A 19476-nucleotide genomic window follows, 5' to 3' on the forward strand; every position below is an offset into this window, starting at 1 on the left:
CATCTCCCTCCCGGCGACGGAAATGCGGTCACTCGGTCGGCAGGAACTGCTCGATGAAGCGCAGACCATCCCAGAGCTCGAGGGCGTGCCCGTCCACCAGCCTTTGCGTGTGCTGGATGGCGTCGTCGTCGCTATCGACGGAGATCCGCCTCACGTCGAGGATCGTTCCCTCCTTGGACAGGACGAGCACCCGGTAGGCCGGTCGTGGCTGTGTTCCCACGATCGTGGCTGGAGGCTGGGGCGGATCGGACATCAGGGGTCATCACGGCACAGGGGACCTGATGCCTTTCGAAAGCACACGAGGCCTGTCCGGCAATAACTTAAGTTTTTTTCCGACCTTTCGTCCGGTCTCGTACCATCCGGCGGAACGAGGCTGCGCGACGGGCGCCGCGTCGAGAAACGATGAGGTCGTGGTCCGACGACGCAGGGCGTCTCGCACGCGAACCCGTGCCGACAGTGGATTATGTTAACCATCCATCGGCAAGAAAAGGCAGCGCGGATCGGAAGTGCTCTTTCCCGTTCGGCCCATCAGAGACGGAAGCGAAACCGATGCGGATGCGTGTTGCGGTGGGTGTGCTCGCGGCGTTGAGCGTTGGGACGGCCGCCCACGCGCAGGGCCTCACCCGAGGGGCGCAGGATGGCGCGGAGCGCGGCGGAAACATCGCAGGACCCTTGGGCGCGGCCGTCGGCAGCGTCATCGGAGGGGCTGTCGGCACGGCGAACGACATTCTGGGGATCGACCGCCGGGAGCGGTTCCGCATCTATACGCGCGGCGAAAGGCGCCCCTCCTTCGCGTATCGCGGCAAGGTCCATGTCGGCACCGTGCTGCCCGAGAACGGCGTCGTCTATTACGACGTGCCCCCGGAATTCGCCCTCAAAGGGTACAATTACACGATCGTCAACGATCTCCCCGTCCTGGTCGAGCCGGGCACCCGCCGCATCGTCGAAGTGATCGACTGAGCGCCGATCCTCCCCTGCCGGGGCCGATGTGACGGCCGTCATGCCATGAGCTGCGTCCGTAATGCGACGCAGCCGACATCGCGTTCGGTATCCCGTATGGTGGGTCCATGCCCGATGATTCAATCCATCACTTTGCAATGCCCGAGCAAGTGCTGAAGGCCTCGCAAGCAAGCAATGCATCGATTGTAGGTGACGACCGGTATCGTCTACTGGTTGAGAGCATCGTCGACTACGCCATCTACATGCTCGACATCGAGGGGCGGGTCTCGAGCTGGAATCGCGGCGCCCAGCGCTTCAAGGGCTATACCGACGCGGAGATCATCGGCGAGCATTTCTCGCGGTTCTACACCGATGACGACCGGGCCACCGATCTTCCCGGCCGCGCGCTGAAGATCGCCGCGACCGAGGGGCGATTCGAGCAGGAGGGATGGCGCGTCCGCAAGGACGGAAGCCTGATGTGGGCCCATGTGCTGATCGACCCGATCCGCGATGAGGACGGCGCCCTCCTCGGCTATGCCAAGGTCACCCGCGACCTTACCGAGCGGCATGCCGCCCAGGCCGCGCTCAGGCAGAGCGAGCAGCATTTCCGCCTGCTCGTCCAGGGCGTGCACGATTACGCCATCTACATGCTCGATCCGCAGGGAAAGGTGACGAGCTGGAACCGTGGCGCGCAGCGGTTCAAGGGCTATGCGGATGACGAGATCATCGGCGAGCATTTCTCGCGGTTCTATACCGACGAGGATCGCGCCTCGGACCTGCCCGGCCACGCCCTGCGGACGGCGGCGAAGGAAGGCCGTTTCGAAGCGGAAGGCTGGCGCGTCCGGAAGGACGGCACGCGCTTCTGGGCGCATGTCGTCATCGATCCGATCCGGGGCGAGCACGACCAGTTGATCGGTTTCGCCAAGATCACCCGGGACGTCACGGAGCGGCGAAACGCCGAACAGACCCTCGAAGAGACCCGCGCGCGCTTCGTCCAGTCACAGAAGATGGAGGCGATCGGCCAGCTCACCGGCGGCGTCGCCCATGATTTCAACAACCTGCTGGCGGTCGTCCTGGGCAATCTGCACCTCGCCCGCAAGCGTCTGCCGCCGGATGGCAAGCTCCTGCGACTGGTGGACAATTCCATTCAGGCGGCCGAGCGCGGGGCGACGCTGACCCGGCGCATGCTCGCCTTCGCGCGCCAGCAGACCCTGGAGACCGGCCCCGTCGACGTTCCGGCTCTCGTGCGCGGCATGGCCGAGCTGCTGCAGAGCTCCATCGGCTCCGTCGTCCGGGTCGACACGCAGTTTCCCCTGCAGCTGCCCCTCGCCTGCGCCGATGCCAACCAGCTGGAACTGGCCCTGCTCAATCTGAGCGTCAACGCCCGCGATGCCATGCCGGAGGGGGGCCGGATCACCATTTCGGCCCGCGAGGCACAGCTCGGCCCCCACGAGATTCCGGGACTCGCGCCCGGCCGCTATGTCTGTCTTTCGGTCGCCGATACCGGCGAAGGCATGGATGAACGGACCCTGGCGCGCGCCGCCGAGCCGTTCTTCACCACCAAGGGCGTCGGCAAGGGCACCGGGCTCGGCCTCTCCATGATCCATGGGTTCGCCGAGCAATCCGGCGGACGGCTGATCCTCACGAGCGTTCCGGGCCAGGGCACCGTCGCGGAGCTGTGGCTGCCCGTGGCCCAGGCCGGCGGCCCGGACAAGAGAGCGCCCGAACACGGGCTTCCCCTGCCGAAGACGAGGCCGTTGCGGGTGCTGGTCGTCGACGACGACCCGCTCGTCCTCATGAACACGGCGGCCATGCTGGAAGATCTCGGTCATGGGGTGCAGGAGGCGATGTCGGGCGCACAGGCCCTGCACGTCCTCGGCAGCGCCGAACCGTTCGATCTCGTGGTGACCGACCAGTTGATGCCCGGCATGAACGGCCTGCAGCTCATCGCGGCGATCGAGGCGGCGTATCCGGGATTGCCGGTCATCCTCGCCAGCGGCTACGCCGAACCGACGGAGCACGCGCAGACCGATCTCGTGCGCCTGACCAAACCGTTCGACCAGGCGGATCTCGCCCGCGCCATCCTGACGCGATTGCAGGCCGATCCTCAGGTGCCGGCGTTCCAGCCGGTCAGTGCCAGGACGGGCGACGATTCCGGCTCACCCGCCCATTGAGCGGGGACTCTATCGTCGCCCCCTCGGACGCCGATCAGCAGCGGTTTCCGCCGGAGGTCTGGCCGTATTGCTGGACCGGGAAGTTCTGCTGGTTGGCATTGCCTTCGGCGGCGGAGCTCATCGGGCAGGTGGCCGGGTTGCGCGAAAAAATATCGTCGCGAGACTGGATCGAACCTGTCGTCTCGACATCGTAAGGCGAGACCGTCGTGTAGCGGGAAGGACTATCGTAGGCCATCACCGACGAGATCGGGGCCACACCAAGAACAAGGGCGGTGGCGATGGCGGCAATACGGGACTTCATGAGGATTGCTTGGCTCCTATAAGCTGCAGACCTGAAAGGGTGTCTGCTTGTTGCTGTTGGAAACCAATATGGGGCGTCATCGCGATCTATGACGTGCCGACCCGCACGCGCGATCGCGGATTAGAATATGCGCCGCCGGATCTCGCATTCCCGCGCGTCTCCCGGACCGAGGCGCGACTGGAGCGCTCTCCGCCGAAGTGAATGCCGGTTCGGCGAAAAAGAGCGCGGCAAAACAAAGGCCTGGACGATGTGACCCGACCCAATGGGGTTGGGCGCAGCTCTAGGCGACGAGCCGCGCCTCGATCAGGTCGATCTCCCGGACGAGCCGCCGCAGCAGAACGTCGTCGATGGCTTGCGAACGGCGCAGGCGGTAGAGCGCCTGGCGCTCGGCGTCGATGCCCGCGAGGCGCAGGCGCTTCTCGGTGAGCGCCAGTTGCTTCACACGGCTGACATCCTTGCGGGGCGTCTCCGTCGGCGATTCCAGACCTTCATAGCGATCCATGGCGCGGGCGCCGGCTTCCACCGCGATGGAGGCATCCTCCTGCTCCTCCACGAGGCGATGCTGCAGGGCCTCGATCGCCTTCACGGCGTCGTCGCGCGCGGCGGCGCGGGCCGCATCCTCCTCGGAATCGTGGCTGGGCTCGGGTGGGAGGCGAAGCCCGCGCAGGAGGGGCGGCAGGATCGTGCTCGCGATGAGGAGGGAGGTGAGGATCACCCCCATCGCCAGCAGGATGGAGAGGTCGCGCGCGGGGAACGGCGTGCCGTCCGCCAGGGTGAGCGGCAGGGTCAGGATACCCGCCAGCGTGATCGCGCCCTTCACGCCCGCCAGGGTGGTCGCGGCCACGAGGCGCAGGGTTGGCGCCTCTCGTCGGTCGCCGTTCCGGCGCGCCTTCATCAGCACGAACTGGAGCGAGACCCAGACCCAGACGAAGCGGATGGCCATCAGGCCGCCGGTGATGGCCAGGATCCAGGCAACGAGCCAGCCCGCGCCCTCGACGTCGGACTGTTTGGCGGCCTCCCGCAGGACCGCCGGCAGCTGCTCGCCGAGGAGGACGAAGATCGAGCCGTTGGCCGCGAGGGCGACCGTGTCCCAGACGGCGGTGCGCCGGACGCGCGTGGCCCCCAGGCTGCGGCCCTGGATCTCCACATAGGTCATGGCGATGCCGGCCGCGACGGCGGCGAGGATGCCGGAGGCGTGGACATGCTCGGCGGCCAGATAGGCGCCGAAGGGCGTGAGCAGGCTGAACAGGATCTGCAGGCCGGGGTCCTCCCCCGTGCGCCGGCGCAGGAGGTCCTGCGCGCCCATGAGGAGGAAGGTGGTCGCGGCGCCGATGCCGATGCCGCCCAGCGCGAGCCAGACGAAGGTCGTCGCGGCCTGGGGCAGCGAGAAGGTTCCGGTCAAGGCGGCGGCGATGGCGAAGCGCAGGCAGACGAGGCCGGTGGCGTCGTTGAGAAGGGCCTCGCCTTCGAGGATGTGCATGAGACGGCGCGGCACCGGGGCCTGCGCCGCCACGGACGAGACCGCGATGGGATCGGTCGGTGACAGGACGGCCGCGAGGGCGAAGGCCACCGCGAGGGGGATGCCCGGGATCATGACGTGGATCAGCGTTCCGATGCCGAGCACGGTCAGGACCACGAGGCCGAGCGCGAGGGCCAGAACGGTCTTGCCGTCCCGGAACAGGTCGCGCTTGGGAATGCGCCAGCCATCCAGGAACAGGAGCGGCGGCAGGAAGACCAGGAAGAAGATCTCGGGGTCGAGGGACGTGCTCGGCAGCGGACCCAGGGCCAGGGCCACGCCGATGGCGATCTGGATCAGCGGCAACGGCAGCGGAAGCAGGCGGCCGAGGGCGCCGCTGACGAGGACGGACAGCAGCAGGGCCAGGACGACGGTAACGCTTTCCATGCGCCTCTTTCATGGTGGAGCCGGTGGCGGTGTCGATGCCCCGGCGGTGTGGCGTCATAGGGGCGCGATGGCGCGTCGTGGCCATCGTCACCTGCGGGGCACCGTAGGGCGCAGCGGCGCCAACCTCCTCGGATTACCTGCATCGGCGATGGCATGACAGTGATCGATGTGACGGTCTTCGGCGTCCGTAGGGAGGAGAAAGGCCAAAATCTCGAGCGATTATGTAAATTGCAAACCTGGCACGGTTGAGGTATAATCTTGGCAGGAGTTCAGCGATGTCCGTTCTCAGCCAGCCCCAGTTCCATTGCGAAGAAGCCGCCTTCTCTTGGCTTGAAGCGACGCTGTGGCCGCAGGGTCCGGTTTGCGCTCATTGCGGCGGCATGGGTCGGATCGGAAAGATCAAGGCGAACCCCGAGAAGCGCATCCGCATCGGCCTTCACAAGTGCGGCGACTGCAAGAAGCAGTTCACGGTGAAGGTCGGCACGGTGTTCGAGCATGCTCGGCTCCCGCTCCACAAAATGCTGCAGGCCGTGCATCTGATATGCTCTTCCAAGAAGGGCATCAGCTCCCACCAGCTCCACCGCATCCTTGAGGTTCAGTACAAGACGGCGTGGTTCCTCTCCCACCGCATCCGTGAGGCCACGCGTGATGGCTCCCTGGCTCCCATGGGCGGCATCGATGGAATGCCCGGCGCTGGTGGCGTCGTTGAGGCTGACGAGACCTTCATCGGACACGAGCCCGGCGTGCCGGAGGCACGCGCCTATCACCACAAGATGAAGGTGCTGTCCCTGCTCGACCGCGATGCCGGCAAGGTCCGCTCCGTGGTCGTGGACGACATCAAGCCTGAGACCCTTCGCCCGATCATCGAGGCGAACATCCTCAAGGAAGCAAGTTACATCACCGACGAGGCCAGCATCTACATGAAGGTCGGCGCCACCTTCGCTGGCCACCAGATGACGACGCATTCCGCCAAGGAGTATGTTCGCGGCATCGTCCACACGAACACCGTCGAGGGCTACTTCTCCGTCTTCAAGCGCGGCATGAAGGGCGTCTACCAGCACTGCGGTAAGCAGCACCTGCACCGCTACCTCGCCGAATTCGATTTCCGGTACAACAACCGGGTGAAGCTGGGTTGTGGCGCTGCGGAGCGGACAAGCCGTGCGGTCTCTGGTATCGTCGGCAAGCGGTTGACATACCGGTCAGCTCACGAAACGCGGGCGCTACGATATGCCCTCTGAAGACGAAACGACCCTCACCATCCACGGCCTCGAAGCGCATAACGAGGCCGTGGATGGAGAAGTCTTTGCTGAGAAGCTGAAAGCTTTTCTGGCTGCGCTAGCTGCTGCCGACATAGCAGCTAATGGTATACGTCGACATCGCTATTTTGTGAGCGCGCTAGAAAAGAACACAGCAACCGCACGCTTTGAGGAGCATCTGTTTAACAACGGGCCACCTCCTGCATCTAGCGTCGCATATTACAAGCGTGGATTGTATCAAATCCAGAGCGGTGATCCGAACGCGAAGAACTTGCCTATCAGCTTTGTACGGCAAGTGGCCCAGCTAAATAAAAATGTTGGAAAGACTTTCGCCTTTGGTGAGGCAAAATTTGGTACGTCTGAGATATTTCGGCTTGATGACTTGATGCGGTCTCAGGCAACTCAGCTACTTGCGGAGATGACGCGTATCGAGAAGGGTACGCAAAAATTCTTCAAGGGGTACGCTGCAACATCCTTTGATGGAGTGCTCAAATCCGTCGACTTGCGAGGCGAAATTAAGAGGGCATACTTAGTTTTAAGCGTTGGAGGCCATGAGATTGACTGTGATATTACACAGGTTGGTCTTGATATGGTGCGAGGCGCGCTCGATAATCGCGCAACCGTGACGGGATTAGCATTCTATCGCGGAGATAGTGGGTTGCCAACCAATATCGAAATTCGCGCAATCAAACTAATCAGCAAGGTCAAGCCAGACATTGCTCGCTGGCGAGGCGCTTTCATGCCGATGGGAAGCGAAGCCGAGATCGAGTGGAGCCGCGATTAATCATGAAGGCGGACTCTATGTATTGGGATACTTGTGTTTTTACGGCATACCTCAATAACGAGGTGGATGCTTATGGAAATTACATCTCTCACATTGGCCAATATCTTGACGAGGCAGTAGATGGAAAATGTAAGATATATTGCTCTTCCATAACATTGGCCGAGATAACACGCGGCAACCTGAATACAAGCAAGTACCAGAAATTCGAAGATTTTCTGGATGAATACAGCGCAGCCGTTGTGCAGGTAACTCCGGACCCTGTGATAATGAGCCTAGCGGGCGATTTGAGAAGCTTGCAATACGAGAAGACTGGCGGAAAGAGAAAGCTTCTGACGCCAGATGCAATACATATAGCATCCGCGCTCGTAATACAGGACGTCTATAAAGTTCCGATCAAAGCCTTACATACGTTTGATGCCGGCAATTCGAAAGGACCAGAAGGTAGATCCCTTCCAATCCTCCTTGCAGAAACATGGTGTGATGCAATAGCAGATGACCCGATTGCCCAGAGGCTCATAAACTTACCTAGATGCAAGCCAGAGCATCCAATGCCGAAGTTTCCATTATGAGTAAATCATCTGATAACCCGAGGAAGGCGGTAGCAAAGAAGCCGACGCCGGACGACGGCCTCACCCAGTCCGAGCGCTTCATCAAAGCCGCTCAAGAACTCGGGACGGATGATGATCCCGAGCGATTTAAGGAAACCATTCGAAAAGTGGCTAGAACGATTGCTGCTCCTGTAAAAAATCGATAATTTGAAGCTTAATTCCTAGAACTGAACGCTTGATCTGGATAAAATCGACGCATTGCAGTTCGACGCGGACCATTCGGTAAGTATTTTAACATATGAAACTCGGTCAGAAGTTCGCTCAATCTGCCTGAAACTTTAGATAGCCCGTTTGCTCCCGTTAGTGCGATTTCAAAACTCGTCATCTGGGAGCGAACTAACCTAGAATAGTTATCCTTTTCATCCTTAGAAAGGATAGAATCATCGCGTAAATTTCTTAGCATTGTATATAGCACTCTAAAAAATGGAGAAAATGCATATTCATATCTATTATGGACTACAGTTTCGTAGATTTTTGCCGCCGCAGGTGCGTCGGCTGATGGTTTGTGCTTGTTCAAAGTGTGTACAAATTCTCGCCATGCCGCTTCGAAGGCGCCGCTTCCAATAAACTCCTCGTCCTCCAGCTCCATTAATGCGTCATATTCATCTGTGTGGTGAAAAACAGCTTCCCGTCTTATTTCTCTGAGTAAATCTAACAATTGAAAAAAAGAACTTTCGAACCTTTGTTTGTGTCGCTCCTCGCGATCTTCCTTTGTGAGCCTCTCTTGTTCCTGCCGGGCATCTTGAATCTGACGCTGCTGAAAGCGCAGGGTTATTAACACAGCTATAAAGCCCACTGCCGCGAACAACGCGTTAAGCGCGCCGAAGGTATCGCCCCATTGGCCTCGCTCTACGACGGCCGGAAGTCCTAACTTGTCTACGAAAATGGATTGAAACACCCAACTGAGCCACAGTGCGAGCACAACGCCACTGATACCCCAGACTTGCCATCCCCTCACGTGATTCACCTCCATTAGCAGATCATGCAATACGACTGGTCGGGTCGAGTTTGCAAGCTACATAATCTCTAAATCATTCGGCCATCGCAAGAGATTGCAGTCGCCATCACCTTGGTGCGTTTGCTTCATAAAGCCGAGAAGGCGGCCGCCTCCTGGATAACCCACATCGGCGATCACATGACAGTGATCGATGCGTTGGTCCTCGGCGTCTGCACGGAGGAGAGAGGCCGAAATCGTGAGCCCCTTAGGGCGAAAGCGGGCCGCGCTCCGCATCGGGCCCCCGATCTGCCTCACTAGAAGGCAGAATGCCTATCGAGATTGCAAATCTCGATGCCTCCTGTAAAACTCCGCCTGGTATACCAGAGCCGTGAGCCTGCGATGGCGGCGGTGATCGGCGGGGCGGGTGGTCGAACAGGGGGAGAACGAGAGGATGTCCAACATCGCCGGTCCTGGACGTCGTCTCGGCGAGCTGCTCGGATCTCGCCTGTTTCGGCCGATCCTGGCGGGTGCGACGCTGCGCGAGCGTCTCATCGCCTGCCTCGGTGCTCTCCTGGGCATCGCGCTGACCGGCCTCGTCAGCGGCTGGATCGTCGGAGAGGGGCCGCACATTCCCCTGATCGTCGCCCCGATGGGAGCGACCGCGGTGCTCCTCTTCGCCGTGCCGGCGAGCCCGCTCGCCCAGCCCTGGCCGATCATCGGCGGCAACACGATCTCGGCCCTGATCGGGGTCACGGCGGCCTATTTCATTCCCAACCCCGTCCTGGCCATCGGCGTCGGCGTCTCGCTCGCCATCGCGGCGATGTCGTTCACGCGCTGCCTGCATCCGCCGGGCGGTGCCGCCGCCCTGACGGCGCTCATCGGCGGGCCGGCCATCGCGTCCTCCGGCTTCCTGTTTCCCTTCGTCCCCGTCTGCCTGAACTCCCTCATCCTGGTCGGCCTCGGCATCGCCTTCCATCGGCTGTCGGGGCGGCAATATCCGCATGTTCCGCAGGCGGCGCCCGTCAACGTCCATGGAACGGCCGATCTGCCCGCTCCGCTCCGCGTCGGCTTCAATGCCTGCGACGTCGACGCGGCGCTCGAGTCCTTGAACGAAACCCTCGACATCGACCGGACCGACCTGGATCGGTTGCTCCGCGAGGTCGAGAGCCAGGCCATGTCCCGCGCCCATGGGGAGCTCGACTGCGGCACGGTCATGTCGCGGGACGTGGTCACGATCGGCGTGAACGATACCGTCGCGAAGGCGCGCGAGTTGCTGCTCAAGCACAACATCCGGACCCTGCCCGTGGTCGACGGCGCGGGCCGGCTCGCAGGCACGCTGGGCCTGCGCGAACTGGCCTTGCGGGGCGACGGGGCCATCGCGCAGGTCATGTCCGAGGCCAGGACCGCCATGGCGGACGAGCCGGTGCTCTCGCTGGTGGAGCCGCTGAGCAACGGACGCACGCATGCGGTGGTGGTCACGGCCGAGGACCGCAGCATCCTCGGCATCGTCACCCAGACCGACCTCGTCGCGGTCCTCACGCGCCTGGTCTCGAACAAGGCCTTCGCAGTGCCCACGCCGCACGCGGCGTGATCCGTGGGTCGGCGAGCATGGCCCGGTTGTTGCGTGGAGAGGGTGTTTCCCTCCCACCGTACCAGCACGGGTTCGGGCCGATGCACGACACGCCGCTTCTTCTCCACCTCCTCTACGTGATCCTGATGGCGTCGAGCATGATGATCACGTGGCAGGTCCACCGGCTTCTCGGCCGCGCCTGAGCGCGTTACCCTCCGGCCCGAAGCGCCGCCGCTTCGTCGGCCAGGTTGGCACGGGCCGCACTCTCCAGGCGGTCGTGGAAATGCCCGGTCTGGTAGAGACGGGGCCGGTCGAGAAACCGATCGAGCACGCCCGCGCGCCCGATCCTCCAGGCCGCGTCGGGGACCATCGCGTATTCCCGCCGGACCGCCGCCGCATAGGCCTCGTAGATCGCCCGTGGAGCGCCGAGCACCGCGAGGTCGAGATCGAGCATCAACCGCGTTTCCGGGTCCTCGCTGGGTCCATGCGCGGCGGTCGCCCGGATCATCGCGACGGCCGAGCGAATGCACTCCCGCCCGAGGCCGGACCCTGAGCAGGTGACGAGCAGGTCGGCGCTCCGCGCCTCGTTGTCGGAGCGGGCCGGATCGTAGACGGCGTCGTGGAAATAGATGGCGAGATCGATGGCGTCGCCGTCGAGCCCCGAAACGTCGGGCAGCCCCCGCACGGCATCGTGCCCCGCGAGCAGAGCCCTGACATGGGGCCAGCCGTGGTAATGCCGCGCCGCCTCGCCGTAGCCGGCATCGAGCGCCCGCCATGCGGCCTCCGCGCCGGACCCTCCCACCGCCCGTGTCCAGACTCCGTCGAAACGTTGGCGCAGGCTTTGGTCCATGCGGAACCTCGGTTCGGATAGCGGGGGTGATGGGGGCGTAAAGTCCGCGGTTCACCTGTGTGACCGGAACGCGGCGCGGTTTGCCATGATCGGCGCAACGCCGCGCCGATCCGCCATGGTCGCGCCACGCTCAGGGTGGCTCAAGAGCTTGCCGGATCACGCGTTTTCCCGCACTCGGGTGGCTGCCGCCCCCTCGCGCGTGGCGCCATCCGTCGCGACGACGAAACACGCCGAAGGCCCGCCGCGTGGCGGTGGGAAACGGGGTCGCGTCCGACCGAAATCCCGGCTCGCGCGACCGGTCCCCGCCGTCAAAGGCCCCCCGAGGCCGCCCGCCGGTTGCGGACCATTCCGGCGATCGCCAGCACGATGATCGCCGCGATGGCACCGGTGATCGCCAGGAAAGTCAGGGTGCGATTCCACAACCGGTCGAGGCCGAGATCGGTGGTGACGAGGTCGGGCCGGGCCGGATCGGCCATCACCCGGATGCTGTAATCGCCCACATGAAAGCCACTGAACACGTAGTTCACCCGTCGCGCGACGGCTCCGGTGGAGGTGCGCAGGTTCAGCGTCGCGTCGCAGATATGGAGCACGATCTTGGCGCTGCACTTGCCGTCCGTCACCCGCGCGTCGGCGACGGGATGGGCCGTCTCGCGGACCTGCCAATCCGAGAGCAGCGGCGGCGCCGTGTAGACGAGGCAGGCGGCCAAAAGACCCGCCAACGCCACGAGGCCGAACAGCGTCCAGAGGATATTGCCCCAGCCCTGACTCGGAGGGGGAAGGCGCAAGGAGGCCGGGCTTTTCGCAGGGGCAGTCATCAAAGCGAGCCTCGTCTGGTGTCGTGTATGGGAGGGGCCGGGGGCGAGCCGGCCTCCGCGAGGATGCGGCGCGCCTCGGCCGCGTGCCGGTAGCGGCCGATCAGGTCGGCGAAGTCCTGCAGCGTCATCTTTCGCGGAAGGCTGGCCCTGATCGTGACGATGCGGCGTTTGGGGTCGAGGCGGATCTTCCGGCCCCCCGGCACCCTCTGCGGAAAGAGCGCCTCCGGCGGCAGGAGCAGGCGCGTGACGATTCCCGTCTGCTGTAGCGTCATGTCGAGGTCGGCCATGTCGTCCCAGGGGATGGGCCGGTCCAGGCCGGGGATCACCAGCGCTTCGGGCCGCAGGATCATCGTGGTCCGCTCGCCCCGCCACAGCCTGAACAGGCCAAAGCCCCCAAGCATAGCCCCGCAGGCAAGGGAGACCGCCGCTACGAGGCGCGCCTCCCAGGCCGACAATCCCGGGAAGCCGAGGGTCACCAGGGCGAGAGCGAAAGTGGCGAAGAGCAGGCCGGTGACCGCGAGGACGATGGCGCCGGGCCGGCTGTTCTCCCGCAGGATCCGCTCTTCGGTGTCGATCGCCGCCGCCGCCGCTTCGAGATGCGCCCGCACGGCCGCGTCATGCTCTTCCACCGCCCCGCGAAAATCCGCCGTGGCCGCCAGGCACAGACCGGCGGGGTCGGCGAAATAGGCGGCGAGCTGGCCCAGCGCGTGCGGCGGCGGCACGATGGCAGACGCGGCCAAGAGTTCGGCATCCAGCGTCCTGCCGAGGGCGGCGATGCGCTCGCGGGTCGGCGGATGGGTGTCGGTGGGGTGGGGCTGCTCGGCCTCCAGATGCGCGGCCGGGTCGTCGAGCCCGCGCGCGATCACGTGATCGAGGATGGCGGCCACGAGATCGGCGGGGGCCGATCCGGGCGTCTCGGCGGCGGCATCGAGCATTTCCGCGATGCGCGGCTGAACCGCGCCGGTGCGGAGCAGCGCCCGCGCGGCGGCATCCGCCGAGGTCGGCCCGGCGCCGGCGGCGTCGGCGGCGAATTCCCGCGCCCGGCTCCAGTGCCGCACGGCGAGATGGAAGCGCTCCATCACGAAGGCGCCGAGGCGTAAGGACGGGGTCAGCAGCCCGAAGGATCCGGCATGCCCCTCAGCCACCGCGTCGAGGGAGCGCCCGACCCCGGCATAGATTGGCAGGAAGCGCTGGCTGTAGGCGGTGTCGCCCCCGGCGTAATGGGCGAGTTCGTGGCCGATGATCGCCGCCACCTCGTCGCCGCGCATCAGGGCGAGATAGGGCAGCGGGAGATAGAGGATGCGGCCCGTCAGCCGCTCACCGCCCGGCTCCACCACGGCCGGCCCGGCGCTGACGAAGAAGCCCCCGGTGAGGCCCACCACCACGGCCTCGGGCTTGAGCGCTCCGAGCCGTTCGGCGAGCCCCTCGGTGAGACGCCACAGGCCTGGCGCCTCCGCTGGCGAGACGGTCCGGCCGAGGATCGGCAGCGGGTCGGGCTCGAACGCGGCGAGGGCCCGGCGCAGACCGAGAACGGTCGCACCGGCCGTGATGAGCACGGCGCCGATAGCTACGGCGGCGACCAGCAGCAGCTTGATCTCTCCGCTGCCGAGGCCGGGTCGGGCGAGCATACCGGCCTCGACGATCACGGCGACAACGACCCCTCCGGCGGTGAGGAGGACCTGGACCGCGAGGATGGGAGGCAAGAGTCGTCGCACCAGGGAGAAGCCGACGACCAGCACGTCCCGCGAGCCCCGGCCCATCCATCCCAGGACGGCGCCGGCGAGCAGGACGAGGATCGACAGAGCGGCCGCGATGGCACCGGCCGCGACGACGAACGGCGGCAGGCTTCTGCGCCAATCCATCAGCATGGTCAGGGTGGTGGCCTCGTCCCGCGCCACGCGAGCCTGAACGAGGGCAAGGGGGCCGCCATAGACTTGGCCGTTGCGGCGGAACTGCATGCGGAAATCGATGCGGCCGTCCCGAGGCTGGCGCGCCTCAAGGTCTTCGACGACCCGTATCAGCTGCAGGCGTTCGGCATCGAGTTCGGCCCAATCGGCGGCGGCGCGCTCCTGTTCCCAGAGGCCGAGGAGCATGATGGCCAGGGGCAGCAGGACGGTGGCGGCCACGAGGCCAGCGAGAGAGCGTAGCCGCGACGGGGGGCGCGTGATCGTTGCGTCGGCGATGCCTGCCTCCCAGGATGCGTTCTAGCGCAAACGGGCATGCAGATAGGCCACTTCCTAGGAAAAATCACCCGTCAGGCTGCGGACACGATCCGGGCGACCCTGGCAGGTCGATGTGGAGGGCGGCGTGGATCGTGTCCGGGGCGGGTTGCTCCATCAGCATTCGCCAGGGATTCCAGCGCAGGAACGCTGCGGAAGCGCCAGGGTGGCCCCTGGGATGAAGTATGAAACTTCATTATGTGCCGCTCCGTATGGGGGCGGATGAATCTCGACGTCTTCCCAGGTTTCTCTACCCCGGCCCTCGCCTCCACCGAGGCCGATCTCATCGCCGCGGATGCTGAGTGGATCGCCGAATTGGCAAGCGTGTTCGGCTCCGACAGGATCGACGAGATGGCGGCTCAGCGCGCGGGCCGGGGCGAGGAGGGAAGTCGCCTCCGGCATCTCTACGACGCCCGTGAGAGCGCCTTGGCGGCATGGCGCGCCGCGCGTGGTATGGATTAGCCGCGCCGGCTCAGCCGGGTCAGAAACGGGGACTGGCCGTCATTCCCAATGCTGCACCCGACCCCGCAAGGCTGACGCCCTTCTTCGACACACGGTGTCCATCGCCGTAGGTGGGAGGCGTGTAGCCCTGTCGGGATTGCCGGTGGATTGCGTCGCCGAGGTCGCCGGCGACCTGTCGCAGGGTGGTTGCTTGGCAGGATGCGGCGACCTGCGTCGCGAGTTCACGGGTATGGCTCCGGCCATAGAGGAAGGCGGCGAGGCGCGCCCGGGTCCTCTCGGGAATGCCCGCCACCAAATCGGGGATGGCGTCCGCGTGAGCGCGGTATATCTTCCCAAGCTGATCGCCTGAAACAGGGCAATCGTCGTTGAAATCTTCGATGCCGATCGAACGGGCCTGGAACACTCGGGTACCTGCAAGTTGGGTTGCCCCGACACTGCGATGCCGTGGTTAATGAATGGTGCTCACGCCCTCCGATCGGTGAGAAGTCATTAACAGACAGTGGGGCGGCAAATCTTCACAGGCCGCGTCTCAATCGATCCCGTCGTCTCGGGCTCGCCCCTGAGCGTGGCGTGATTGCCCGGCTGAGGCGCGGTCTTAGGGATCTTCATGAGTTGGAAGGCGCAGACGCAACAGAGGGCCAGCGAAGCCAGCCAGAGTGCGCATCGTGCGGTTTTGACGGTTTGTTTCGACATGGCAGCCAGGGTGGGCCCGATTGGTTAGCCAATGTTGAACACCGGTCGGCGGTCGATCGAGGCGTCATCCCTGCCGTAATTCGGTGGCCAGACGCTCCGCGTCACTGCGCATCAGAGCCAAGAAATTCCGGGCCATCGGTCCCGACCGCAGATGATAGAGGGCGTGGACATCCGCCGACAGGATCGGCGAGACGACGGGCCGGTAGGTGACGTTCGCATGGGCGAGCTTCGCCACGAATTCCGGGATCAGGGCGACGCCGAATCCCGCCGCCACGAGGCTGGTGAGCGAGGCGGCTTCCACCGCCTGCTGCGAGATCGTCGGATAGAATCCGCTGCCGATGCAGCATTGCAGAATGTGCCTGGCAAAGAGCGAATCCCGCAGACGCAGGAAGACGAACTTCTCGTCCTTCAGACAGCTCAACGTCACCGATTCGGTGGTGATGCTGTGGCCTTTAGGCAGGACGACGTTGATTCCCTCGCTCCAGGCCAATTCGCTCGTCAGGTCCGGGTCCTGCGGCGGAGTTCGCAGGAAGTTGATGTCCGTCTGCCCCGATTTCAGCGCAGCGATCTGCTTGTCAGGCGACATCTCATGGATCTGGATGTCGACTCCGACGAAGGTCTCCTGAAACTTATAGATCAGTCCGCCGAGCGGTCCGGCGAGCATGGAGCCCGTCAGGCCGACATTGAGCACGCCGACGCTGCCGCAGCCGATGGCATGCGCCCGCTCGGTGGCGTCCTGCGCGCTGTGGAGAATGGCCTTGGCCCGGACCAGGAAATCCTGGCCCGCCTGCGTGAGCGACACGCGGCGCGTCGTCCGCTCGAGCAGTCGGGTTCCGATCTCGGTTTCGAGATCGCGGATCTGCTGGCTCAGCGGCGGCTGCGCCACGCCGAGAGCATCCGCCGCCGCTGTAAAGCTGAGCTTTTCTGCGACGGCCACGAAGTAGCGGAGGTGGCGAAGTTCCATGACCGCCATTCATACGCTGAGCTTCTTAATGGCGATGAAAGATATATTTGACGGCTGCCTCGGGTCGAACAATGCTGCGCTCGGCGATTGTCGAGGACATGTAATTCCTGCATGACCCCGCGGGACGTCCCACCTCCTGTCAGTGAATCTTCCGATGCACCGGGGCCGGGCACGCGGAGCGACGAACGGCCTGAAGCAACGGTTGGAGGTTCGCATGCGGCGCTTCTTTGCGTCCCTGTTCGGTCAGGTGGTCGCGGCCCTCGTCCTCGGCATCGTCCTCGGCATCGCATGGCCGGATTTCGCCGTCGCCCTGAAGCCCCTCGGCGACGGGTTCATCAAGCTGATCAAGATGGCGATCGCGCCCCTGGTCTTCGGTGTCGTCGTGCACGGCATCGTCGGGGCGGGGGACCTGCGCAAGGTCGGCCGGGTCGGTCTCAAGGCGCTGATCTATTTCGAGGCGGTCACGACCCTGGCCCTCGTGCTCGGCATCGTCCTCGCCTACGTGTTCGCGCCGGGGGCCGGCATGAACATCGATCCCTCCACTCTCGATGCCAAGGCCATCGCCAGCTACACCGACCGGGTCGGGCAGGTGACAGGCACCGTCGACTTCCTGATGAAGATCATCCCGACCACGATCGTCGATGCCTTCGCCAAGGGCGACATCCTCCAGGTCCTCATCATCGCGATCCTGTTCGGTTCGGGATTGGCGCTGCTGGGCGAGCACGGGCAGCCCCTGGCGCAGAGCATCGAGCGGATCACCGCCGTCCTGTTCAAGATCATCGGCTTCATCGTGCGGCTGGCCCCCCTCGGTGTCCTCGGCGCCGTCGCCTTCACCGTCGGCAAGTACGGCATCGGCTCCCTGCGGCAGCTCGGGATGCTGGTGGCCCTGTTCTATGTGGGTGTCGCGTTCTTTGTCTTCGTCGTGCTCGGCGCGATCCTGCGCGCGGCCGGCTTCAGCATCCTGAAGCTCATGGCCTATCTGCGCGAGGAACTCATGGTGGTGGCGGGCACGGCCTCCTCCGACAGCGTGCTGCCGCAGATCATGCGCAAGCTCGAACGGCTCGGCATCCGCGATTCCACCGTCGGCTTGGTGATCCCCACGGGCTACTCGTTCAACCTCGACGCCTTTTCCCTCTACCTCACCCTCGCCACCGTCTTCATCGCGCAGGCCACCAACACGCCCCTGTCCTTCGGACACCTGATGCTGATCCTCGGCATCGCCCTCCTGACCTCCAAGGGCGCACACGGCGTCCCCGGATCGGCCATCGTCGTCCTGGCGGCGACCCTGTCGGCGGTGCCGGAAATCCCGGTGATCGGGCTGGTGCTGGTTCTGTCCATCGACTGGTTCGTCGGCATCGCCCGGGCGCTCGGCAACCTCATCGGCAATTGCGTGGCGACGGTGGTCATCGCCGCCTGGGAGGGCGATATCGATTGGGCTCAGGCCCATCGCGTCCTGAACGGAGAGGTCGCCACCGACACGGCGGCGGTGCTCGATAGCCCCCTTGCCAAGGCGTAAGCTCCGGGACGACATCCGGCGCGCCCAGGTCGGAACAGGCCAATCCGGGTCCGCCCTGGCACGATCCGCGCTGGGCCCGCGACGTTAACGGCTCGAACGAGTCGCATGAATTGTTGGAGACGAGCCCGTGACCGCCTCTTCCTATAACCCGCCCTGCGGTGGACTGCCGCCCCAGACCGCGCTGATGACCGGCCGGGCCGTATTCACCGAAGCCTATGCGGTCATCCCGAAAGGCGTGATGAGCGACATCGTCACCAGCGTGCTGCCGTTCTGGGACGACACCCGCGCCTGGATCCTGTCCCGCCCGCTCTCCGGCTTTTCCGAAACTTTCGCCCAGTACCTGATGGAAGTCGCGCCCGGCGGCGGCAGCGAGCGCCCGGAACTCGACGCCCGCGCCGAGGGCGTGCTGTTCGTGGTCGGTGGTCATGCCAGCCTCGTCCTGGAGGGGGCCACGCATGCCCTACGCTCCGGCAGCTATGCCTATCTTCCTCCGGGCGCCCCCTGGACGTTGCGCAATGACGGCGGCGAGCCGGCCCGCTTCCACTGGATCCGCAAGGCCTACGAGCCCGTGCCGGGCATCGACGTGCCCCCCGCCTTCATCCGCCACGATTCCGAGATCGAGCCGCGGGGCATGACCGGCACGAACGGTGTCTGGGCCACGACCCGCTTCGTCTCCCCCGACGACGTGCGCCACGACATGCACGTGAACATCGTGACGCTTCAGCCCGGTGCTTCGATTCCCTTCGAGGAAACCCATGTGATGGAGCACGGGCTCTTCGTGCTCGAAGGCAAGGCGGTCTACCGGCTCAACCGCGACTGGGTCGAGGTGGAGGCCGGCGATTTCATGTGGCTGCGCGCCTTCTGCCCCCAGGCCTGTTACGCTGGCGGCCCCGGTCCCTTCCGCTACCTGCTCTACAAGGACGTCAACCGCCACCCGGCCCTGACGCCGCGCAGGATCGGGTGATGAGCGCCCGCCACATCGTCGCCCGCCCGCTCACGCCCGAGGCCTTCGCCCCGTTCGGGACGGTCATCGACAGGGCGGCCGTCGATCCGCGCCCGATGAATGCCGGCATGGCGCGCCGCTTCCACGATCTGGCGGAAATCCGCGCCATCGGCGAGGGCGCGCGGGTGGTGATCGGCCTCGTCGAAGCCGAGCCCTATCCCCTGCCGCTGAGGGTCGGTCTCATCGAGCGCCATCCCCTCGGCGCGCAGGCCTTCGTGCCGCTGGACGACGCGCCGTTCCTCGTCGTCGTGTGCCCCGACGAGGACGGGCGGCCCGGACCACCACAGGCCTTCGTCACGGCGCCGGGCCAGGGGGTTTGCTACGCTATCGGCACGTGGCACGGCGTGCTGACCCCCTTCGGTGCGCCCCAGGAGTTCCTGGTGATCGATCGCGGCGGGACGGGCACCAACTTGGAAGAGGTTCGGCTCGACGAGCCTTGGACGGTCGCTCTGCCGACAATGTCGGAGGGATAAGCCGCCGCG

Annotated in this window: 21 protein-coding genes; 12 read left to right on the forward strand and 9 right to left on the reverse strand. The window is 64.8% G+C overall.

The window, feature by feature from the left end; all coding sequences use genetic code 11:
* Window positions 1–28: 28 nt before the first annotated feature.
* The gene (locus ASF32_RS00545; protein ID WP_056422077.1) at window positions 29–253 is read right to left on the reverse strand and encodes a hypothetical protein; all 225 of its coding nucleotides are present in this window, start codon (window positions 251–253) and stop codon (window positions 29–31) included.
* A gap of 296 nt (window positions 254–549) precedes the next feature.
* On the opposite strand from ASF32_RS00545, the gene ASF32_RS00550 reads away from it, so the two are divergent.
* Both ASF32_RS00550 and ASF32_RS00555 read left to right on the forward strand, forming a co-directional pair.
* Complete coding sequence (locus ASF32_RS00550) at window positions 550–960, forward strand: DUF1236 domain-containing protein (protein WP_056422080.1); 411 nt, start codon at window positions 550–552, stop codon at window positions 958–960.
* Window positions 961–1097: 137 nt separating this feature from the next.
* Entirely contained in the window at window positions 1098–3113 is a 2016-nt protein-coding gene (locus ASF32_RS00555; protein ID WP_156467645.1) for a PAS domain-containing sensor histidine kinase, read from the forward strand.
* Between the two features lie 34 nt (window positions 3114–3147).
* Here the strand turns inward: ASF32_RS00555 and ASF32_RS00560 are convergent, their stop codons facing one another.
* Window positions 3148–3414: a hypothetical protein gene (locus ASF32_RS00560; protein WP_056422092.1), complete on the reverse strand. Its 267-nt coding sequence runs from the start codon at window positions 3412–3414 to the stop codon at window positions 3148–3150.
* A 280-nt stretch (window positions 3415–3694) separates the two neighbouring features.
* Entirely contained in the window at window positions 3695–5317 is a 1623-nt protein-coding gene (locus tag ASF32_RS00565) for a Na+/H+ antiporter (protein ID WP_056422095.1), read from the reverse strand.
* A 275-nt stretch (window positions 5318–5592) separates the two neighbouring features.
* Here ASF32_RS00565 and ASF32_RS00570 point away from each other — a divergent pair, with 275 nt between their 5' ends.
* The 4 genes from ASF32_RS00570 to ASF32_RS25010 are packed head-to-tail and all read left to right on the forward strand — an operon-like array spanning window position 5593 to window position 8111.
* Window positions 5593–6555, forward strand: coding sequence for an IS1595 family transposase (locus ASF32_RS00570; protein ID WP_056422098.1), 963 nt, complete (start codon window positions 5593–5595; stop codon window positions 6553–6555).
* Window positions 6545–7357 carry a hypothetical protein gene (locus ASF32_RS00575; RefSeq protein WP_056422101.1) on the forward strand — a complete coding sequence of 271 codons (813 nt, stop codon included), beginning with the start codon at window positions 6545–6547 and terminating at the stop codon, window positions 7355–7357. The genes ASF32_RS00570 and ASF32_RS00575 overlap by 11 nt, the downstream gene beginning before the upstream one ends.
* A gap of 2 nt (window positions 7358–7359) precedes the next feature.
* On the forward strand, window positions 7360–7926 hold the full coding sequence (locus tag ASF32_RS25005) for a PIN domain-containing protein (protein WP_156467619.1): 567 nt from the start codon (window positions 7360–7362) through the stop codon (window positions 7924–7926).
* Window positions 7923–8111, forward strand: a complete 189-nt coding sequence (locus ASF32_RS25010; RefSeq protein WP_156467620.1) for a hypothetical protein — start codon at window positions 7923–7925, stop codon at window positions 8109–8111. The genes ASF32_RS25005 and ASF32_RS25010 overlap by 4 nt, the downstream gene beginning before the upstream one ends.
* 8 nt (window positions 8112–8119) lie before the next feature.
* On the opposite strand, the gene ASF32_RS24235 is transcribed toward ASF32_RS25010, so the two are convergent.
* Window positions 8120–8938 (reverse strand): putative phage abortive infection protein, encoded by an 819-nt coding sequence (locus ASF32_RS24235; protein ID WP_082470612.1) that lies wholly within the window; start codon window positions 8936–8938, stop codon window positions 8120–8122.
* 415 nt (window positions 8939–9353) lie between these two features.
* Here ASF32_RS24235 and ASF32_RS00585 point away from each other — a divergent pair, with 415 nt between their 5' ends.
* Complete coding sequence (locus ASF32_RS00585) at window positions 9354–10493, forward strand: HPP family protein (RefSeq protein WP_056422107.1); 1140 nt, start codon at window positions 9354–9356, stop codon at window positions 10491–10493.
* A gap of 17 nt (window positions 10494–10510) precedes the next feature.
* Window positions 10511–10675, forward strand: a complete 165-nt coding sequence (locus ASF32_RS00590; RefSeq protein ID WP_156467621.1) for a hypothetical protein — start codon at window positions 10511–10513, stop codon at window positions 10673–10675.
* Window positions 10676–10680: 5 nt separating this feature from the next.
* Here ASF32_RS00590 and ASF32_RS00595 read toward each other — a convergent pair whose 3' ends face one another.
* The 3 genes from ASF32_RS00595 to ASF32_RS00605 all read right to left on the reverse strand — a co-directional run bounded on the left by ASF32_RS00595 (window position 10681) and on the right by ASF32_RS00605 (window position 14230).
* Window positions 10681–11322 carry a hypothetical protein gene (locus tag ASF32_RS00595; RefSeq protein ID WP_056422112.1) on the reverse strand — a complete coding sequence of 214 codons (642 nt, stop codon included), beginning with the start codon at window positions 11320–11322 and terminating at the stop codon, window positions 10681–10683.
* A gap of 308 nt (window positions 11323–11630) precedes the next feature.
* On the reverse strand, window positions 11631–12137 hold the full coding sequence (locus ASF32_RS00600; RefSeq protein ID WP_056422114.1) for a hypothetical protein: 507 nt from the start codon (window positions 12135–12137) through the stop codon (window positions 11631–11633).
* Window positions 12137–14230 carry a M48 family metalloprotease gene (locus tag ASF32_RS00605; RefSeq protein WP_056423221.1) on the reverse strand — a complete coding sequence of 698 codons (2094 nt, stop codon included), beginning with the start codon at window positions 14228–14230 and terminating at the stop codon, window positions 12137–12139. Before ASF32_RS00605 ends, ASF32_RS00600 begins: the two co-directional genes overlap by 1 nt.
* A 324-nt stretch (window positions 14231–14554) precedes the next feature.
* On the opposite strand from ASF32_RS00605, the gene ASF32_RS00610 reads away from it, so the two are divergent.
* A complete protein-coding gene (locus tag ASF32_RS00610) occupies window positions 14555–14818 on the forward strand; it encodes a hypothetical protein (RefSeq protein WP_156467622.1) in 264 nt (87 codons plus the stop codon).
* 19 nt (window positions 14819–14837) lie between these two features.
* On the opposite strand, the gene ASF32_RS00615 is transcribed toward ASF32_RS00610, so the two are convergent.
* Together ASF32_RS00615 and ASF32_RS00620 are read right to left on the reverse strand one after the other, a co-directional pair.
* The gene (locus tag ASF32_RS00615; RefSeq protein WP_156467623.1) at window positions 14838–15110 is read right to left on the reverse strand and encodes a hypothetical protein; all 273 of its coding nucleotides are present in this window, start codon (window positions 15108–15110) and stop codon (window positions 14838–14840) included.
* Between the two features lie 465 nt (window positions 15111–15575).
* Entirely contained in the window at window positions 15576–16475 is a 900-nt protein-coding gene (locus tag ASF32_RS00620) for a LysR family transcriptional regulator (protein WP_056422125.1), read from the reverse strand.
* A 214-nt stretch (window positions 16476–16689) separates the two neighbouring features.
* Between ASF32_RS00620 and ASF32_RS00625 the strand changes: the two genes are divergently transcribed.
* From ASF32_RS00625 to ASF32_RS00635, 3 genes are all read left to right on the forward strand, one after another.
* Window positions 16690–17991, forward strand: coding sequence for a dicarboxylate/amino acid:cation symporter (locus ASF32_RS00625; protein WP_056422129.1), 1302 nt, complete (start codon window positions 16690–16692; stop codon window positions 17989–17991).
* 127 nt (window positions 17992–18118) lie between these two features.
* Window positions 18119–18955: a bifunctional allantoicase/(S)-ureidoglycine aminohydrolase gene (locus ASF32_RS00630; RefSeq protein WP_056422132.1), complete on the forward strand. Its 837-nt coding sequence runs from the start codon at window positions 18119–18121 to the stop codon at window positions 18953–18955.
* Window positions 18955–19467 carry an ureidoglycolate lyase gene (locus tag ASF32_RS00635; RefSeq protein WP_056422135.1) on the forward strand — a complete coding sequence of 171 codons (513 nt, stop codon included), beginning with the start codon at window positions 18955–18957 and terminating at the stop codon, window positions 19465–19467. Before ASF32_RS00630 ends, ASF32_RS00635 begins: the two co-directional genes overlap by 1 nt.
* Window positions 19468–19476 lie beyond the last annotated feature (9 nt).

The organism is Methylobacterium sp. Leaf91, from assembly GCF_001422815.1.
Lineage (GTDB): Bacteria > Pseudomonadota > Alphaproteobacteria > Rhizobiales > Beijerinckiaceae > Methylobacterium.